Genomic DNA, 17,881 nt, shown 5'->3' with positions numbered 1-17,881 from the left:
AAGTGGTTTAGATTCCTTTTCAGTGGGTGTCCAAACACCTACTGAATGAAGATAAAGCCTCCGGCGGATGTCACGGATTTTCAGAGGAATGAATTGTGCGGGCACAATTCAAAATCCGGACGCAATTACGCCAAGGCGAAATTGATTTTCTAACACAGCCCCATCTTGAAGAAGTGTCCTTTTTATAATAGGAATTGGTAGGTGATGATGGCGATAAAAATTCCTGTTAGTGCCCCGAAAAAAACCTCGCTTCGCTTGTGACCTAGCAATGTTTTCAGCTCTTCCATTTTTTCTTGCCCATCCATTTGTGGCCATTTCTTTAAATCATGAAGCAATGTTTGAAAATCCTTCCGTAGCTGATTTAGGATGGCTGCATGTTGACCTGCCTGATAACGAACACCACTTGCATCATACATAACGATAAATGAAAACATAGCAGCGACAGCAAAAATTGGGGAATTTAAGCCAGTTTCATAGGCAATTGAGGTTGTAAGTCCTGTAACGGAAGCAGAATGTGAGCTAGGCATTCCTCCAGTGGAAGTAAACAGTCCCCATTTAATTTGTCTGGTCATTAAAAAATGAATTGGAATTTTGACAAACTGTGCAAAGAGAACTGCAAAGAGGGCAACGAGTAAAGGGGTATTTTGAAGTAAACTCATAATCATCACAACCTTCACTTATAATTGCCTTTATTATAACATTCATTATTTTCTAAAAGAAGCTATAGCCAATGATTACGCGTTTTCTGAAACTTAGGTATAATGAAGAATGAATGGAGGAATGAACATGCATATTGTAAAAGAAGCAAAAACATTTGAAACGATTTCTACTGAAGTGTTGGTGGTAGGGGTCACAAAACATCGTGAACAAATGCAGGATTGGGGAAGCTTTTCATCATTTTACGGAGATTCCATTAATGCGTGGCTAAGCGCAGGGGACGTATCGACAGAGCTAAAAAAATTAACGAAATTGCCACTTTTGAAAGATCACACTACTCTTAAACGTATTTTATTTGTGGGATTAGATGAACGTAAAAATCTAACAGAGAGCGATATACGTGCAGCGTTTGGTTTAGTAGGTAAGGAGCTAAGAGCCTTAAAGGTTAAGGAATATTCGATTTGGCTTGAATCCTTTACGACAGAAGATATTACTGTTGCTGATGTTGCATTTTTAGCTGGTGAGGGAACAGGTCTTGGTTATTATGCAATTCCTCATTACAAAACAACATCAAATGAAGTCGATAAGCGCATTGAGGCTATTCATCTAGTAACGAAAGCTAGTGACATTGATGAGGTTGTGGCAAGCTTTGAGGTAGGGATTATTTATGCAGATGCAGTAAACGAAGCACGAAGCTTAATTAATTTGCCACCGAATCTTCTGACACCAACAGACTTGGCTAATTATGCGGAATCTCTTGCCATAAAATACGATTTTGAAGTTGAGATTTTAAATAAGGCACAATTAGAGGAGCTTGGTATGGGTGGTATTTTATGTGTTAATCAAGGCTCCCATGAAGAACCTCGTTTAATCACATTAAAATATAAGGCTACTGAAAACTTTGAGGATCCAATTGGTCTTGTAGGGAAAGGCGTTACATATGATACAGGTGGCTACTCCTTAAAGCCAAAGGATTCAATGGTAGGCATGAAGGGTGATATGGGCGGTGCTGCAGCAGTGCTTGGCTCCATGAAAATTATCGGTGAATTACGTCCAAATAAAAATGTTGTAGCTGTTATTGGTTCTACTGATAATATGGTGTCGGCTACAGCCTTTAAACCTGATGATGTCATTACAACATATAGTGGTAAAACAGTCGAAATATTAAATACGGATGCTGAGGGACGCTTAGTATTAGCGGATGCTACTACCTATGCTAAACAGCAAGGTGCAACTTCGCTTATTGATGTAGCGACATTAACAGGTGGAGTGATTACAGCACTTGGTATGGATAAAACTGGGGCATTATCGAATGATGATGAATTCTTTGCTGCTTTTATGGAAGCTTCACAAGAAACAGATGAATTTGTATGGCGCATGCCTTTAACGGAAAATGATAAAAAACGAATTCGTAAATCAGATGTTGCTGATTTGAATAATTCTCCAGGTCGAGATGGACATATGATTTTCGGTGGAGGCTTTGTTGGTGAGTTTGTTGGCGATACACCATGGATTCATTTAGACATCGCTGGCACATCTGATGCAGTTGCTGTCCATGATTTAGGTCCAAAAGGTGGTACAGGTGTCATGGTAAGAACTATTGCAAACTTTGTGCAACGATTAGGGGAAGAGAAATAAAAACGTTTCGGTGAATGTAACTTATTTAGGTAGTGAAATTGATAGTAGATAAGCTATTCCTCGCTAATGTTAATTAGCTTAGGCGATGTACATGTGATAGAAGTGCCCTCCCAACATACGATAAAGTAAAAAGGGAGGTAGCTTATGCCATTTTTCGGAGGTTATCCAGGAGGAGGCTTTTGGCCATTCGGTGCACCGTTTTTTGGAGGCTTTTTAGGAAGTTTTCTTGGATCACAATTTAGACCATATCCACCATTTTATCCTCGTCCATTTCCACCAGGACCGTATTTCCGTCCAGGTCGACCATTTCCACCACGATATCGTAGACCTTTTTAAGCTGAATAAGTGAAATATGTGAACCAGTTGTCGAGATTAAATCGGCAACTGGTTTTTTCTTAATTTGTAAATGTTTTCATGACTGTTAATTGTTATTGTTCTTGAAAAAATCATTAAAATGGCATGAAATAAACTGTTGACAGAATATACTAAATTATTTATTATTCTTATTATATTACTAAGAATTGAAAATTGGTAGCTGACTAGCAAACTAGAGGCTCTTATTGTTCATTGGCATCACTATGCCCATGGATAATATGAGTCTTTTTTCTATCTCTAACAAGAGACGAGAAGGAGTGAAATGAAATGGGTAAAGTTTTTATCGTAGGTGCTGGTCCTGGGGATGTGGATTTAATCACTGTCAAAGGATTACGGTGTATCGAATGTGCGGATGTCATCCTGTATGACAGACTCATTAATAAAGAGTTGCTTGCTTATGTTAAAAAGGACGCTCAACTTATCTTTTGCGGTAAACTGCCTCAGCAACATGCCATGATACAGGAGCATATAAATCAATCAATTGTCAGCTATGCACAGCAGGGAAAAATTGTGACGAGATTAAAGGGAGGTGACCCTTTCGTTTTTGGCAGAGGGGCAGAGGAAGCAGAGGTGCTTGCTCAGCATAATATTCCATTTGAAATTGTCCCCGGCATTTCTTCTGGGATAGCAGCACCAGCCTATGCGGGAATACCAGTTACACATCGTGATTTAAGCTCAAGTTTTGCGATGGTTACAGGTCATATGAGAGAGGGCAAGGACGATGCCATACAATGGGAAAGCCTTGCAAAAGGAATTGATACAATTGCAATTTATATGGGGGTTGGTAATCTTCCTTATATTCGTCAGCAGCTGCTTAAGTATGGTCGCGATGAAGATACGCCTGTAGCACTTATACATTGGGGAACACTTTCTCGGCAAAAGACAGTTATGGGTACCTTAGCAACTATAGAAAAGGTTGCACAACGAGAAAATATCCAAAATCCAAGCATTATTGTAGTGGGAAAGGTTGTTACATTGAGGGAATCCATTCAATGGTTTGAGCAAAGCGTTCCACAGCCGCAGTTAGTAAAAAATTCTGTGTAAGGATGTGGATGTATGCAAGCTATTTTATATATTGCTCATGGCAGTCGAGTAAAGGAAGGTGTAGAGCAAGCCATTGCCTTTCTAACGAGCGTACAACTGGAGATTGATATACCAATTCAAGAAATCTGTTTCCTAGAATTGGCGGTACCCACCATTGCTGAAGGAATCGGTAACTGTATTAAACGAGGGGCTACAGCAATTGCGATTATGCCTATTTTATTGCTAGCTGCACAGCATGCAAAACAGGATATTCCAAGTGAAATCGAAAAAGCGAAAAAACAGCATCCACATGTAGAATTTACATACGGTGAACCACTTGGTGTCCATGAATTATTAATTGATACACTACACACTAGGATTTTAGAAACAAAATTACCTACTAATCATGCAAATGTTTTACTAATTGGTCGTGGGAGTAGCGATCCAGTAGTCAAGAGCGATTTAGCTAAAATCGCAGCAAGGCTACGTGACAAATATGGTTATACAGCCGTAGACACATGCTTTTTGTATGGAGTAGGTCCAACTTTTGAGGAATGGCTACAGCAAAAGAAAAATAAGACTAATCAAGTATTTATCGTGCCGTACTTATTGTTTACAGGAATTCTTCGACAAAGTATAACAAAGCGCCTGCAAGAATATGAGGGTCGAACTATCACATTATGTGAAAGCTTAGGCTACGACGATAATGTAAGGAAAGTTTTAGTGGAACGTATTGCCGAATTACTAGCATGTCATAAGGAAGGTGTTCTGTCATGGTAGATAAAAGGACTGAAAATGTAAATTTAGCGTTAGATAATGTCCGTCAGATTTTAAATACTGTGAGTCATGGATCAATTACTTTAATTATCCAAAATTCCTATGTGGTCCAAATTGAAAAAAAGGAAAAAATAAGACTTCGATGAAAAAATAGCGCCAGCCAAATAAGGTTTGGCGCCAACTCAACGAAGAAAAAGAACAAAAATGATACGAATACGTGAGGTGGCAAGCTTTGAAACTGCAAGTAATAAACAGTCCATTTAATGAGGAGCAGGTAAAGCTATTAAATGAGCTGCTCCCAAAACTAACTGGTGAGCAGAGGATTTGGCTAAACGGTTATTTAAGTGCACCGCTAGCAACAATCAATACTAAAGCTGAGGAAGTAACGTCAACGGTAACACCAATCACTAAAACAGTGATGATTTTATATGGTTCACAAACAGGCAACAGCCAGGGTCTAGCCGAAAAATATGCGTCCGTATTGAAAAGCAATGATGTAGATGTGACAGTTTCATCATTAGGAAAATTTAAACCAAATAATTTAAAAAAGCTTACAAATCTCTTATTGATTGTTAGCACACATGGTGAAGGAGATCCACCTGATCAGGCCATACAGTTCTATGAATTTTTGCATAGTAAGCGCGCTCCAAAACTAGAAAATTTACACTACTCGGTTTTAGCTTTAGGGGACAGCTCCTATGAATTCTTCTGTAAAACAGGAAAAGATTTCGATGAGCAATTTGCCAAATTGGGGGCTACTCAAATTGTTCCTCGCACAGAATGTGATGTGGATTATGATGATGCAGCAGCACAATGGTTCTCAGCTGTTCAGAAGGAGCTCCTGCAGCAGGCTGATGTAGCGGCTACAGTAGAGGCATCAAATCAGATCGTACTGGGAGATTCTACATATTCTCGAAAAAATCCTTTTTATGCTGAGGTGCTAGAAAGCATTAATTTAAATGGCAGGGGCTCCAACAAAGAGACGCGTCATATTGAATTAGCCATTGAGGGGGCAAATTTCTACTTTGAGCCTGGAGATAGTATCGGTATTTTACCAGAAAACGATGAAAAATTAGTTGATGCTTTATTAACGGCACTACAGTTTGATCCACAAACTGAGGTAAATGTCTTTGATGAAAAATTATCAATAAGGGAAGCATTGCAAAAGAAGCTTGAAATAACGGCACTATCCAAGCCATTATTACAAAAAATTAGTACTTATACAGTGCATAAGGAATTTACAAAGTTAGTAGAAGACGCTAACGCATGGAAAGACTATGCAAGGGGAAGAGATTTACTGGATGTTGCGGAGGATTTTGCGCCATTTTCATGGAATGCACAGCAATTCGTAGAGTTGTTGCGTAAAATTCCCGCACGACTTTACTCCATTGCTAGTAGTCAAAAGGCGAATAATGAAGAGGTGCACTTAACAATAGGGAAAGTAAGCTATGAGACAAATGGACGTCAACGTCTTGGCGTTTGCTCTGGTAGCATTACAGAGCGTATTCAAATTGGTGATACATTACCAATTTATGTGCATAAAAATCCTAATTTTAGATTACCAGAGAAGCAGGACACGCCAATTATCATGATTGGTGCGGGTACAGGTGTGGCTCCATATCGGGCATTTTTAGAGGAACGTGAGGAGCTAGGGATTGAAGGAAAGGCTTGGTTAATTTTGGGTGATCAGCATTTTGTGACAGATTTTCTGTATCAAACAGACTGGCAACGTTGGCTTGCTTCTGGCACACTAACGCAAATGGATGTAGCCTTTTCACGAGACACTGATAAAAAAATCTATGTGCAACATAAAATTGAGGAAAATGCAGCAGCTTTTTATGAATGGTTGGAGCAAGGGGCAGTTATTTACGTATGTGGTGATGAAAAAACGATGGCGGCAGATGTAGATGCCACAATACATCGTCTGATAGAGCAACAAGGACAAAAAACGCCAGAGGAAGCGAAAGCCTTTGTCAATGAACTAAAACAACAAAATCGCTATCAACGTGATGTTTATTAATAAAGGAGAGAAGATACATGACAGGAAAAATTATTTTACCTCCACAACCAGGAAACCCTAGTGATGTAGAGCGTATAAAAAGTGAAAGTAATTATCTGCGTGGAACACTTGAACGTACGATGAATAACCCATTAAGTTCAGGAATTCCAGAGGATGATAACCGACTGATGAAATTCCATGGCAGTTATTTACAAGATGATCGTGATCTTCGTAATGAACGACAACGTCAAAAGCTAGAGCCTGCTTATCAATTTATGGTGCGTGTCCGTACACCAGGTGGAGCAGCTACACCAGCCCAGTGGCTAGTAATGGATGAAATGGCAAGAAAGTATGGCAATGGTTCCTTAAAATTAACAACACGTCAGGCATTTCAGGTACACGGTATTTTAAAATGGAATGTCAAAAAATATATGCAGGAAATTAACGATGTATTATTGGATTCTCTTGCAGCCTGTGGGGATGTAAACCGTAATGTTATGTGTAACGTCAATCCAAATCAATCAGCATTACATGAGGAAATCTACAATTGGTCTGCAAAGTTAAGCGAGCATTTACTTCCTAGAACACGAGCATATCATGAGCTTTGGCTAGATGGTGAAAAGGTAGTGGATAGTCAAGAGGAAGAAATTGAACCAATTTATGGTGCATTGTATTTACCACGTAAATTTAAGATTGGTATAGCTGTTCCTCCAAGCAATGATGTGGATGTATTTTCACAAGATATCGGTTTAATTGCGATAGTTGAGGAAGGTAAGTTAGTGGGCTTTAACGTTGCAGTAGGTGGTGGAATGGGCATGACACATGGTGATCATGAAACATACCCACAGCTTGCTCGAGTTATTGGCTTTATCACACCTGATAAATTACTGGAAACGGCGGAAAAAATTATTACGATTCAACGCGATTATGGCAATCGTTCCGTACGTAAAAATGCTCGCTTTAAATATACAATTGATGCAAGAGGGCTTGATTGGTTTAACGAAGAGCTAACACGTCGTCTAGGCTGGGATATTCAAGAGGCACGTCCATTTACATTTGAACGTACAGGTGATGAATTTGGCTGGATAAAAGGGGCAGAGGGGAAATGGCATTATACGTTATTTATTCAAAATGGGCGTATTAAGGATTTTGAAGATTACCAGCTGCTAACAGGGCTACGGGAAATTGCGAAGGTACACACGGGTGATTTCCGCCTAACACCAAACCAAAATTTAATGATTGGCAATGTAACTCCGCAAAAGAAGAAAAAGATTGCAGCTCTTATTGAAGAATATAGGCTAACTGATGGTGCACATTATTCTGCCTTACGACGAAATTCTATTGCTTGTGTATCGTTACCAACATGCGGATTAGCCATGGCTGAAGCAGAGCGCTATTTGCCTTCCTTGATTACAAAAATTGAAACCATCATTGATGAGGCTGGCTTAAACGAAACGGAAATCGTTATTCGGATGTCTGGCTGTCCTAATGGTTGTTCGCGAGCTGCTATGGCTGAAATTGGCTTTATTGGCAAAGGACCAGGAAAGTACAATATGTATCTCGGAGCAAGCTTTACAGGAAATCGCCTTAATAAAATCTATCGTGAAAATATTGGTGAAGAGGAGATTTTAGCAGAGCTCCGTCCAATACTTCTGCACTTTGCCAAGGAACGGTTAGAGGGCGAGCATTTTGGTGATTTTGTGATTCGAGCTGGCTATGTAACAGCAGTCTATGATGGAAGACAATTTCATCATCAATAAGAGGGAATGAGAAGGATTAAAACAACTATACGCTACAAAGTCTAGTCAAAGGCTTTGTAGCGTATTTCAATTTATAGGTTCAGTGCCCGATACATAAATGCCACGAATTGTGCTCGTGTCACTGGCTCATCGGGTTTAAAGTTACCATTATAGCCTAATGCTATACCAGAATCGGCGAGTGCGGATATATAGTCATAGCTCCATTGCGTGGCAGGAACATCTTGGAATGTAGTTGTTCCTTCAGGTGTTAAACCAAATGCAAGGACGAGAATCTTTGCCATTTGAGCACGGGTCATCGATGCGTTTGGATTAAATGCACCGTTTGATCCATCTACTATTCCGGCTTGTTGAAGTTTCGTTATAGAATCATAGTATGGATGGCTTTGTGGGACATCACTAAATGGCACAGCTTCACGTTTAGTTGTTAGCTCAAATGCACGTGTAAGCATGATTGCAATATGTTGTCGTTTTATTGATTCGTTCGGTCTGAATGTGCCATCTGGATAACCAGTGATAATACCACGCCCTGCGATGTCCTCGATCATATCCCTTGCCCAATTGTTAGAAATATCAGTGAAGCGATAAGTGGGTTTCATTCCTACAGGTTGCTCGGGTTCTTCAGGTGTTGGGACAGATTGTTCTGTAATTGGTGATTCAACTGGTATTGGTATTGGTATTGGATTTGGCTCAGGGTTTGGAATATACCCACCACCTGAACTATTATTCATAATCCATTTTGCGTACAAAATTATCCGTTCCGTTACGACATCTTTAGTAAAATCCCATGTATTTGTAAAGGCTGTATCTTTGTACCATCCTCCGAATGTATAACCTTCTTTTGTAGTTACTGGCTCTTTTAAAGTTGTGTTATACAAAACACTTTGATCGGTTACAATACTTCCGCCGTTTGACTCGAAGGATACCGTATAGCTATTAGCTGATGGTGGAGTAGATGTTGTTAACGAAAGAGCTTTGACATTTTGCATAAGGTTACTCTTTTGATCTTCCGTTACTAAATAAATAGTGTATTTCGTTGATTTTTGCAGTCCTGACAGGCTTATTTTTTCTTCGCTATTTCCTGCCATAGCAACACTTCCTCGCAGGTTGGCAGAGAGTAAATTTCCTAATGCATCTGTTCCTGCCTTAACCTGTGCAGCAGTTGGAGCTATTCCGTTAGAGACAACCGTGTAGAAGACGTGACCTGATTCATTTGTTTTAAGAAGTAAATCAGCAGTAGTCTCTCCGATTAACCCTAACCTAGGATAATTTTGTATAAAGTAAGGTGGGGTCTGATCCACATCCACCTGAATACTTTGTGCTTGCTCCACGTTGCCCGCATTGTCTTCGCTCCAAGCCTTTAATACAAAACTTCCATCTGTTTTAAAGTCGACGATATTCCCAGTTTCTATATTCCCATTATCTATCTGGTAAAAAGTCTGCTTTACTCCAGACAGGGTGTCAGTTGCAGTTAGTGTCAGCCTCGTAGTACCGTTTGATAAAAGGACAGGCGGTACAATTGTCGTCACTGGTGCAGTGCGATCAATCCTAATCCCACTAACCGTTGCATTTGTGCTGTTTCCAGCATTATCGCTTACGCTTGTCGTCACAAATAAATTGTCACCTTCTCCTGTAATAACGTTGTTGCTTGGTGAAGTAGATGGATCAATCCCTGAAAGCGCATCAGAGACTGTCCAGCTTATAATTACATCCCCATTGTACCAACCAGTAGAAATAGGGGGCTTAGTTGCCTCTCCATTTATGGTTGGAGGTGTACGATCAATTTTAATTCTTACCGTTTCGGTCGCACTATTTCCAGCCTTGTCTTTCACAGTTCCCGTGACTTGCAGACTGTCACCTTCAGCAGTTAGAATCCTATCACTAGGTATCGTCATAGGATCAATTCCAGAAGCACTATCATTTACAGTCCAACGTACATTTACATCACTGTTATTCCATCCTGCTGCGTTTGGTTGAGGTGTAATTGTGCCTGTAATTGTAGGTGCTATCGTATCCTTCACGACATTGACTGTATATGTTTTCTTTTCGGTACAATCTCCTTTTATAACAGTGAAATCAATATTATTTAGCCCCTCATTCACGGATATCGGATAAGGAGTTCCACTTATTCCTGAACGCCCGTTAATCTCCAAATATGAATCTGCGGGGGTCTCTAATATTGGTGTCAGCGTAATAGTAGAAGCACTTGGGAGAGTGATGACCAAGTATTTTAAATTGTCTGGATCACTTTCAAAACGGAGTACATTGTCCGTCAATGTTAAGCCGCTCAAATTTGCTGTAGCTCTGTTAGGATCTCCTTTACTCATATACAGTCTTAATCTCATGTTTTCCCCATTGCTGACCTGGCGTACAGCATCCTTTTCTACATAAAAGATACCGTCCATATATTCTTTTGCTGAAACAGACAGCATGGTTACGAGATTGTTTCCACTAACCTGATAGACCTTGACCGCATATTTCTGTCCAGCGACAAGCGAAACAGATGCTGGAAAATTCATCGTTCTCCACCCAGTACCTTGTATCATGCTGCTTGTCTGAGCAATTACCGTTCCGAGTGACAAATCATCTCCAGATAGAGATAATAATTCGACCCATACTTCACTCCCAGCAAGGTCATGCTGCAAATAAATATCCAGGGCGGTTAAATTAGTCGTATGTTTGGCTGTAAAGGTCTGAGTTAGGCTATCGAAATAACCTAGATTAAGGCTGCTATAATTTGAATTTGATTGATCTCCGATGGTTACACATGGTTGTGTAGATGCAGATACATTTGTAATAGGTCCAGATATTAGCATGAATAAAAGTATGAACGATGCTAATAACCGTGCCATAATTTTCTTGATTTGCTCCATTTTTTCCTCCTTCTTTTGTTGATTGCCCTCTCTACGGAATATGCTTCATTGTTTTAACCATTTGAAAGAATGAGTCTAAAAGAGTGCTAATCTTTTGAATGCAAAATAGCCTACAGAATTGTTTCACTGAACCATAAATCATAGTTGTCTATATCTTTAATATGGGTAAGGTTTAAAAGGATTTATTTGGAAAACAAACAATCCCGAAAATAGATTGCGACAATAAAAAATAAATTTCCACACCAGTTATCGGAAGTTGTGAAATTGGTTCTCTTCTACTATAGAGGAGAGAGGTTAAAATTAGGTTAAAAAAATAGTAAATTATGAAAAGTAAGTAGAAAGGCATGTTTTTATAAAAATAAGCCTACTCTTATTAAAAAGAGCGGCTTGAAAGTAAATTTTATATGGAGAAATCATCAGGGATAAAGACTTTTAGTTGCTTTGGTTTTACATATACTTGATCACCGATTTTAAGTTCTAGGGAAAAAAATTGCTCTTTTGACAATTCGGCTTCTAAAAATTCGCCAATATCCTCATGGCGTAACTCAATTTGTACGATTGGGCCAAGCAAATGAATGTGATTTATTTTGACAGGAACTGTACCTGTAACAGCCGTTTTTTCAATTTGAATATCATGTGGGCGAACGTAGCCAATAGCATCATCCTGGGTGTGTGCATGTGAGTCCGGTACATCAATAGCAAATTCACCATGTGTTAATTTACCATTATGTAAGCGTCCTTTAAAAATATTTACATTGCCTAAAAAATCATAAACAAATGGGCTTTTAGGGTTTGTATAAACCTCATCTGGACTACCAATTTGCTCAATTTGACCATTGTTCATCACAACAATACGATCTGCTACATCTAGCGCCTCCTCTTGATCATGTGTGACAAATATACTTGTAATGTGGAAATCATCATGAAGTTTTCGTAACCATCTACGTAACTCTTTTCTTACTTTAGCATCTAGTGCACCAAAGGGTTCATCTAATAAAAGTACTTTTGGCTCCACAGCAAGTGCTCTAGCCAGTGCCACACGCTGACGTTGTCCACCTGAAAGCTGTGTGGGTAAACGCTCAGCGAAATTTTCCAGTTTAACAAGGCGTAATAGCTCCATCACTTTTTCTTTAATTTCTGATTTTGAGGGCCTTGTTTTACGAGGACGTACTTTAAGACCATAGGCAACATTATCAAATACGGTCATATGTCGAAAAAGGGCATAATGCTGGAACACAAAGCCTACATTTCGTTCCTTAGGATGTCGGTCTGTAATTGCTTGATCGTCAAATAAAATTTCGCCAACATCGGAGGTCTCCAGACCAGCAATTACACGTAGTAAAGAAGTTTTCCCTGAACCAGATGGACCAAGAAGGGCAACGAGTTCACCGGATTGAATATGGAGGGAAATATCCTGTAAAGCTTGAAAGGAACCAAACTTTTTTGAAACGTTTTTTATTTGAATGCTCATAATGGCAATGCCTCCTTTAAACAGATTTTGATTTCCAAGCAATAATATCTTTCACGATAAGTGTAATGATGGCAATGACGCTCATTAGTGAAGCAACGGCGAAGGCTGCCGCAAATTGGTACTCATTATATAAAATTTCAATATGAAGTGGCATAGTATTTGTCATCCCTCGTATATGACCTGAAACAACAGAAACTGCACCAAACTCACCGATTGCTCGAGCATTACATAAAATAAGCCCGTATAATAAGCCCCATTTGATATTTGGTAATGTCACATGCCAAAATGTTTTAAAGCCACCTGCGCCAAGTGAAATAGAGGCCTCCTCCTCAGAGGTTCCCTGTGTCTGCATAAGAGGAATGAGTTCCCTTGCGACAAAGGGCAACGTAACAAAAATAGTAGCAAGCACAATCCCAGGAAGCGCAAAAACAATCTTAATATCATTTTCAAAGAGCCAATCACCAAATAGACCCTGTGAACCAAATAACAAAATAAATATCAAGCCTGCGATAACAGGGGATACAGCAAAAGGAAGATCGACAATTGTTAGTAATAAATTTTTCCCTTTAAAATTAAATTTCGTTAATGCCCAGGCAGCCATAATACCAAAAATTGCGTTTAATGGGACAGCAATCACTACAACGGTTAAAGTTAATTTGATAGCTGCTAATGCATCTGGGTGTGTGATAGCTGCCATATACACGTCTACGCCTTTTTGAAAGGCACTAATGAAAATAGATACTAGTGGCAAAACAATAAAAAACCCTAAAAAAGCTAGTGCAATAAATGTCAACGTATATCTTACGAAGTGGGGTTCTTGTAAGGCTGAAGACTTCGCTATGGCTTTATTTTTTTCAGGAGCAGCTTGCTGAATAACTGTAGATTGTTCCATATATATACCTCCTACTGTACAAAGCGACGATTTGCTAGCCATTGTATGATATTTATGCTAAATAAGAGAATGAATGATGTAATGAGCATAACTAATGCTATGGCTGTAGCACCAGCGTAATCATATTGTTCTAGCTTTGTCATAATAATTAACGGTGTAATTTCGGTTTTCATTGGCATATTTCCAGCGATAAAAACAACCGAACCATACTCTCCAAGCGCTCGTGCAAAAGCTAGTGAAAAGCCTGTCAAAATAGCAGGAGCAAGCTCGGGTAAAATGACTTTTCCAAAGGTTTGTAAGCGTGTTGCACCAAGACTTGCAGAGGCCTCCTCGACTTCCGCACTAATATTCTGTAAAACAGGTTGTACTGTACGCACGACAAATGGTAGCCCAATAAATGTTAGGGCGATGATAATACCAAGCGGTGTAAAAGCAATTTTGAAACTGAAAAATTGACCAATCCAGCCATTGGGTGCATAAAGTGATGTTAAGGCTATTCCTGCAACAGCAGTTGGTAAAGCGAACGGTAAATCAACAAGTCCATCAATAATGCGTTTAAAGGGAAATTGGTAGCGGACAAGCACCCAAGTAATAATGGTGCCAAAAACAACATTCAGTAAACCAGCAGCGAGCGCAGTGCTGAAGCTTACTTTATAAGAAGCGACAGCCCGAGGAGCAGTCACAATATCAACAAACTCTGCCCAGCTTAAGGATAGTGTATGAATAAGAATCATAGAAAGCGGCAATAAAACTAGCAAGCTAACATAGAGCATGGTGTAACCAAGTGAAAGATGGAAGCCTGGAATGATGCGACGCTTTTTATTAACCGTTAAACTAGTCATAACATGCCTCCTTATTGAGGTACATAAATTTCGTCAAATGTACCTTCATCTTTAAAATGTTTTGCTTGTGCTTTAGCCCAGCCTCCGAAATCATCGATGGAAACGAGCTCAAGTTGTGGAAACTGATCTTGATATTTTGCTAGAATTTCTTCATTTCTTGGTCGATAGTAGTTTTTTGCAGCAATTTCTTGCCCAGCATCACTATATAAATGCTTTAGATATGCTTCGGCTACTTCACGTGTCCCTTTTTTATCAACAATCTTGTCAACAATTGCAACAGGAGGCTCAGCTAAAATACTTAAAGAAGGTGTGACAATCTCAAATTCATCATCTCCTAATTCATTGAGTGATAAATAGGCTTCATTTTCCCAAGCAATTAGGACATCTCCAATTTCACGCTCAACAAAGGTTGTTGTTGCGCCACGAGCACCTGAATCAAGTACCTCCACATTGCTATATAAAGCATTCATAAATTCTTTTATTTTTGTTTCATCGTTGTTATATAATTTCCCAGCATACGCCCAAGCAGCTAAATAGTTCCAACGGGCACCACCAGATGTTTTTGGATTTGGCGTAATAACGGAAACATCTTTCTTTATTAAGTCATCCCAGTCTTTAATGCCCTTTGGATTGCCCTTACGTACTAAAAAGACAATGGTAGATGTATAAGGTGTAGAATTGTTTTCAAATTCCGTTTGCCAGTCTTTGTTTAATAAATCCCGAGCCTGTGCAATCTCATCAATATCGTAGGCTAAGGCTAAGGTAACAACATCAGCATCCAGCCCATCAATAACAGCTCTTCCCTGTTTTCCAGAGCCACCATGAGATTGCTTGATAGTCACCTCTTGACCTGTTTCATCCTTCCATTTCTTTATAAAATCCTGATTGAATTCATCGTATAGCTCTCGAGTAGGGTCATAGGATACATTAAATAATTCCACAGATTTTTGTGTATCTGAAGCACCTGTATCACTATCAGATGATTTAGTCCCACAGCCTGTTAAGGTCAATGTCAGCACGGATATAAGTGCTAATGATTGGAAAAATCGTTTTCTTTTTTTCACTAAAATCGCTCCTTTTTGATCTAAAAACACAAAAAGCCATCTCTTAGAACGAAAATATTTCGTCCTAAGTAGATGGCCTTCAGTCCTCTGATCAGCATTTTTATTGGTTTGATTCAAATCTTAGTTATACATTAAACATATATTTCCTATTAGTCAACAAGGGATTGAAAATTTTTGAAAAAATCAAAAGTGGTAGTTCAAGGAAGGAAAACAGATACGTACACCATATGTTGAACAAAGTTGAAAAAGATAATTTAAATTTTAAAAAAGCCTAGTTGACTACTAGGTGTAATTTAGTATATATTTGGTAATAAGAAGAATGATTGTGAACAAGGTAGCAAATACCAGTAAACAATCATCAGATAAGAGCTGGCTAGTCAAACTAGAGGCGTTTTAGCAATGAGGCATGTTATAACTATGTCTTTTGTTAGAACGTCTTTTTTCGTTATAAGGGGGATAACATGTTAACATTTGCAACTTGGCATGAGCCAATACTGGATTTTAAGATCGATGAAACCTATAAGGCTGCGCTGGAGGTTTTACAGTGGAGTTTTGCGGAGTATGGAGAGGAGATTGTTTATGCTTGTAGCTTTGGAATTGAGGGAATCGTCTTAGTCGATTTAATTTCAAAGGTGAAGCCTGATGCTACAATTATTTTTTTAGATACAGATGTTCATTTTAAAGAAACCTATGAAACTATTGAGCGGGTGAAAGAAAAATATCCGCAGTTAAACATTATTATGCAAAAGCCAGCGCTTACGTTAGCACAACAAGCAGCACAGTATGGTGATGAACTATGGAAGTCTAATCCAAATAAATGCTGTGACATTCGAAAGATTACACCGTTACATCAATCATTAGCTGGTGCAAAAGCTTGGATTTCAGGCTTGCGTCGTGAACAATCATCAACCCGTCAAAATACAAACTTTATCAATCGTGATGATAAATTTAAGTCAATTAAAATTTGTCCACTCATTCATTGGACATGGAAGGACGTTTGGCGATATGTCTCAAAGCATCATTTGCCTTACAATCCTTTGCATGACACAGGTTATCCGAGCATAGGCTGCGAGCATTGCACAAAGCCAGCCTTTACGATGGATGATTTACGTTCAGGTAGATGGCAAGGATCTGGTAAAACGGAGTGTGGGTTACATGAATAAAGGAGCTTTGCGATGCTTGAATATGTTGCAATAGCAATTAGTCTATTTTTTGCATTAAATATAGGTGCTAGTGGAGCAGCGGCTTCTATGGGCGTCGCTTACGGTGCAGGGGCCATACCTAAAGCTTGGCAGGCCTTGCTAATTTGTGCAATAGGTGTTTTTAGTGGAGCGGTTCTTGGTGGTGGAGAGGTAGTAAAAACAATTAGCGCTGGCATTATGCCACAAGAGTACATCACTGTAAAGATTGTTCTTATTATTTTGATTTCTGCAACAAGCTCGCTCTTTCTGGCTAATCTGTTAGGCATCCCATTATCAACAAGTGAAGTAACGGTGGGAGCTGTCGTAGGTGTAGGGATAGCTTATAAGGTGCTATATGTAAAATCATTGTTTGTCATCATGTCATTTTGGGTGATTGTTCCGATTATTGCATTTATCATTGCATTAGTCTTTGGAAAATGGCTGTATAAATTAAGGATCAAGGGCTTGCTAAAGGATCGACCGATATTAACGATTCTCCTTGTGTTAGCTGGATTTTTTGAAGCATTTTCCGCGGGGATGAATAATGTAGCGAATGCAGTAGGACCACTTGTTGGCGCAGGAATGATGAGTGTGACGAGTGGAATCTGGCTTGGTGGGGCATTTGTAGCGCTTGGTGCCATTCTGCTTGGAAAACGAGTACTCGAAACAAATGGGAAGAAGATTGTACGTTTCGAGAAAACAGAAGGTATTTTAATTTCCAGCACAGGTGCACTACTTGTTGGTATTAGCTCTATTTTCGGGCTTCCCGTACCATTAACACAAGTAACTTCATCCTCTATTATTGGTATAGGAATGGCGAAAAATGGAAAAAGGATTTTGCATAAGCAAATTGTTAGGAAAATCGTCCGAATTTGGATTGTATCCCCAATATTTTCATTAGCCATTTCTTATTTTTTAGTGCAGCTATTCTTGGAAAAAGATTTCTACGCCATCGTATTAATTGGTAGCATTATAGTTGGAACGCTAGGTGTCATCAGCTTAATGCGAACTATGCGAGAAGAGGAAAGCTCCATATACGACTCTGGCGAAGGTATCTAGATCAATGGGTGGCTAAAAGATGGGAGAATTGATTGGAATGGTGGGGAAGCGGATTAAAACAGAGGGTGATTTGATTAAAAAGGAAGGGACCTGAAAAAAACGGGGCAGGGCCTGATCAAATAACGGTGGAGGCCGATCAAAATGTGGTGGTACCTGATCAAATATTAGAGGAAGCTGATCAAAATATGGCGGTACCTGATCAGATAATGGTGAAAGCCGATCAAAACAAGGCGGTACCTGATCAATATTAACGGGAAGCTGATCAAAATATGG

General features: G+C 39.3%; 16 protein-coding genes. 9 read left to right on the top strand and 7 right to left on the bottom strand.

Annotated elements, in window-relative coordinates; all coding sequences use genetic code 11:
- Positions 1-182 precede the first annotated feature (182 nt).
- Positions 183-665: a divergent PAP2 family protein gene (locus tag AC2CGN_RS16900; RefSeq protein WP_283869340.1), complete on the bottom strand. Its 483-nt coding sequence runs from the start codon at positions 663-665 to the stop codon at positions 183-185.
- A gap of 121 nt (positions 666-786) precedes the next feature.
- Between AC2CGN_RS16900 and AC2CGN_RS16895 the strand changes: the two genes are divergently transcribed.
- The 7 genes from AC2CGN_RS16895 to cysI all read left to right on the top strand — a co-directional run bounded on the left by AC2CGN_RS16895 (position 787) and on the right by cysI (position 8,229).
- On the top strand, positions 787-2,295 hold the full coding sequence (locus tag AC2CGN_RS16895) for a leucyl aminopeptidase (protein ID WP_484515083.1): 1,509 nt from the start codon (positions 787-789) through the stop codon (positions 2,293-2,295).
- A 144-nt stretch (positions 2,296-2,439) separates the two neighbouring features.
- Positions 2,440-2,631 carry a uroporphyrin-III methyltransferase gene (locus AC2CGN_RS16890; protein WP_286924320.1) on the top strand — a complete coding sequence of 64 codons (192 nt, stop codon included), beginning with the start codon at positions 2,440-2,442 and terminating at the stop codon, positions 2,629-2,631.
- 306 nt (positions 2,632-2,937) lie between these two features.
- Complete coding sequence (gene cobA, locus AC2CGN_RS16885; protein ID WP_484515081.1) at positions 2,938-3,714, top strand: uroporphyrinogen-III C-methyltransferase; 777 nt, start codon at positions 2,938-2,940, stop codon at positions 3,712-3,714.
- Between the two features lie 12 nt (positions 3,715-3,726).
- The gene (locus tag AC2CGN_RS16880) at positions 3,727-4,473 is read left to right on the top strand and encodes a sirohydrochlorin chelatase (protein WP_484515080.1); all 747 of its coding nucleotides are present in this window, start codon (positions 3,727-3,729) and stop codon (positions 4,471-4,473) included.
- Positions 4,467-4,616 (top strand): YezD family protein, encoded by a 150-nt coding sequence (locus AC2CGN_RS16875; RefSeq protein ID WP_283869335.1) that lies wholly within the window; start codon positions 4,467-4,469, stop codon positions 4,614-4,616. The genes AC2CGN_RS16880 and AC2CGN_RS16875 overlap by 7 nt, the downstream gene beginning before the upstream one ends.
- 86 nt (positions 4,617-4,702) lie before the next feature.
- Complete coding sequence (locus AC2CGN_RS16870; RefSeq protein WP_484515078.1) at positions 4,703-6,490, top strand: assimilatory sulfite reductase (NADPH) flavoprotein subunit; 1,788 nt, start codon at positions 4,703-4,705, stop codon at positions 6,488-6,490.
- A gap of 17 nt (positions 6,491-6,507) precedes the next feature.
- A complete protein-coding gene (gene cysI / locus AC2CGN_RS16865) occupies positions 6,508-8,229 on the top strand; it encodes an assimilatory sulfite reductase (NADPH) hemoprotein subunit (protein ID WP_286924316.1) in 1,722 nt (573 codons plus the stop codon).
- Between the two features lie 71 nt (positions 8,230-8,300).
- On the opposite strand, the gene AC2CGN_RS16860 is transcribed toward cysI, so the two are convergent.
- The 5 genes from AC2CGN_RS16860 to AC2CGN_RS16840 form a co-directional block, all read right to left on the bottom strand.
- Complete coding sequence (locus AC2CGN_RS16860; RefSeq protein ID WP_484515076.1) at positions 8,301-11,099, bottom strand: S-layer homology domain-containing protein; 2,799 nt, start codon at positions 11,097-11,099, stop codon at positions 8,301-8,303.
- 400 nt (positions 11,100-11,499) lie between these two features.
- Positions 11,500-12,570 carry a sulfate/molybdate ABC transporter ATP-binding protein gene (locus AC2CGN_RS16855; protein ID WP_484515074.1) on the bottom strand — a complete coding sequence of 357 codons (1,071 nt, stop codon included), beginning with the start codon at positions 12,568-12,570 and terminating at the stop codon, positions 11,500-11,502.
- A 16-nt stretch (positions 12,571-12,586) separates the two neighbouring features.
- The gene (cysW, locus tag AC2CGN_RS16850) at positions 12,587-13,462 is read right to left on the bottom strand and encodes a sulfate ABC transporter permease subunit CysW (protein ID WP_484515072.1); all 876 of its coding nucleotides are present in this window, start codon (positions 13,460-13,462) and stop codon (positions 12,587-12,589) included.
- 11 nt (positions 13,463-13,473) lie between these two features.
- Entirely contained in the window at positions 13,474-14,304 is an 831-nt protein-coding gene (gene cysT, locus AC2CGN_RS16845; RefSeq protein WP_484515070.1) for a sulfate ABC transporter permease subunit CysT, read from the bottom strand.
- 11 nt (positions 14,305-14,315) lie between these two features.
- A complete protein-coding gene (locus tag AC2CGN_RS16840; RefSeq protein ID WP_484515068.1) occupies positions 14,316-15,368 on the bottom strand; it encodes a sulfate ABC transporter substrate-binding protein in 1,053 nt (350 codons plus the stop codon).
- 461 nt (positions 15,369-15,829) lie between these two features.
- On the opposite strand from AC2CGN_RS16840, the gene AC2CGN_RS16835 reads away from it, so the two are divergent.
- Positions 15,830-16,531 carry a phosphoadenylyl-sulfate reductase gene (locus tag AC2CGN_RS16835; RefSeq protein WP_484515066.1) on the top strand — a complete coding sequence of 234 codons (702 nt, stop codon included), beginning with the start codon at positions 15,830-15,832 and terminating at the stop codon, positions 16,529-16,531.
- 12 nt (positions 16,532-16,543) lie between these two features.
- Positions 16,544-17,608, top strand: coding sequence for a sulfate permease (cysP, locus tag AC2CGN_RS16830; RefSeq protein ID WP_484515064.1), 1,065 nt, complete (start codon positions 16,544-16,546; stop codon positions 17,606-17,608).
- 12 nt (positions 17,609-17,620) lie between these two features.
- Here the strand turns inward: cysP and AC2CGN_RS16825 are convergent.
- The coding region (locus tag AC2CGN_RS16825; protein WP_484515063.1) for a hypothetical protein at positions 17,621-17,881 on the bottom strand (261 nt) is incomplete at its 5' end.

It is taken from the genome of Lysinibacillus sp. DFXJR4, from assembly GCF_057196045.1.
Note: the sequence above shows the minus strand (reverse complement) of the source record. Positions and strands in the feature narration are given on the sequence as shown.

What these genes read in the sequence shown, in the direction of transcription:
- AC2CGN_RS16900 (WP_283869340.1), bottom strand. Translation starts at nt 665, where the DNA reads ATGATTATGAGTTTACTTCAAAATACCCCTTTACTCGTTGCCCTCTTT.
- AC2CGN_RS16895 (WP_484515083.1), top strand. Translation starts at nt 787, where the DNA reads ATGCATATTGTAAAAGAAGCAAAAACATTTGAAACGATTTCTACTGAA.
- AC2CGN_RS16890 (WP_286924320.1), top strand. Translation starts at nt 2,440, where the DNA reads ATGCCATTTTTCGGAGGTTATCCAGGAGGAGGCTTTTGGCCATTCGGT.
- cobA (WP_484515081.1), top strand. Translation starts at nt 2,938, where the DNA reads ATGGGTAAAGTTTTTATCGTAGGTGCTGGTCCTGGGGATGTGGATTTA.
- AC2CGN_RS16880 (WP_484515080.1), top strand. Translation starts at nt 3,727, where the DNA reads ATGCAAGCTATTTTATATATTGCTCATGGCAGTCGAGTAAAGGAAGGT.
- AC2CGN_RS16875 (WP_283869335.1), top strand. Translation starts at nt 4,467, where the DNA reads ATGGTAGATAAAAGGACTGAAAATGTAAATTTAGCGTTAGATAATGTC.
- cysI (WP_286924316.1), top strand. Translation starts at nt 6,508, where the DNA reads ATGACAGGAAAAATTATTTTACCTCCACAACCAGGAAACCCTAGTGAT.
- AC2CGN_RS16860 (WP_484515076.1), bottom strand. Translation starts at nt 11,099, where the DNA reads ATGGAGCAAATCAAGAAAATTATGGCACGGTTATTAGCATCGTTCATA.
- AC2CGN_RS16855 (WP_484515074.1), bottom strand. Translation starts at nt 12,570, where the DNA reads ATGAGCATTCAAATAAAAAACGTTTCAAAAAAGTTTGGTTCCTTTCAA.
- cysW (WP_484515072.1), bottom strand. Translation starts at nt 13,462, where the DNA reads ATGGAACAATCTACAGTTATTCAGCAAGCTGCTCCTGAAAAAAATAAA.
- cysT (WP_484515070.1), bottom strand. Translation starts at nt 14,304, where the DNA reads ATGACTAGTTTAACGGTTAATAAAAAGCGTCGCATCATTCCAGGCTTC.
- AC2CGN_RS16835 (WP_484515066.1), top strand. Translation starts at nt 15,830, where the DNA reads ATGTTAACATTTGCAACTTGGCATGAGCCAATACTGGATTTTAAGATC.
- cysP (WP_484515064.1), top strand. Translation starts at nt 16,544, where the DNA reads ATGCTTGAATATGTTGCAATAGCAATTAGTCTATTTTTTGCATTAAAT.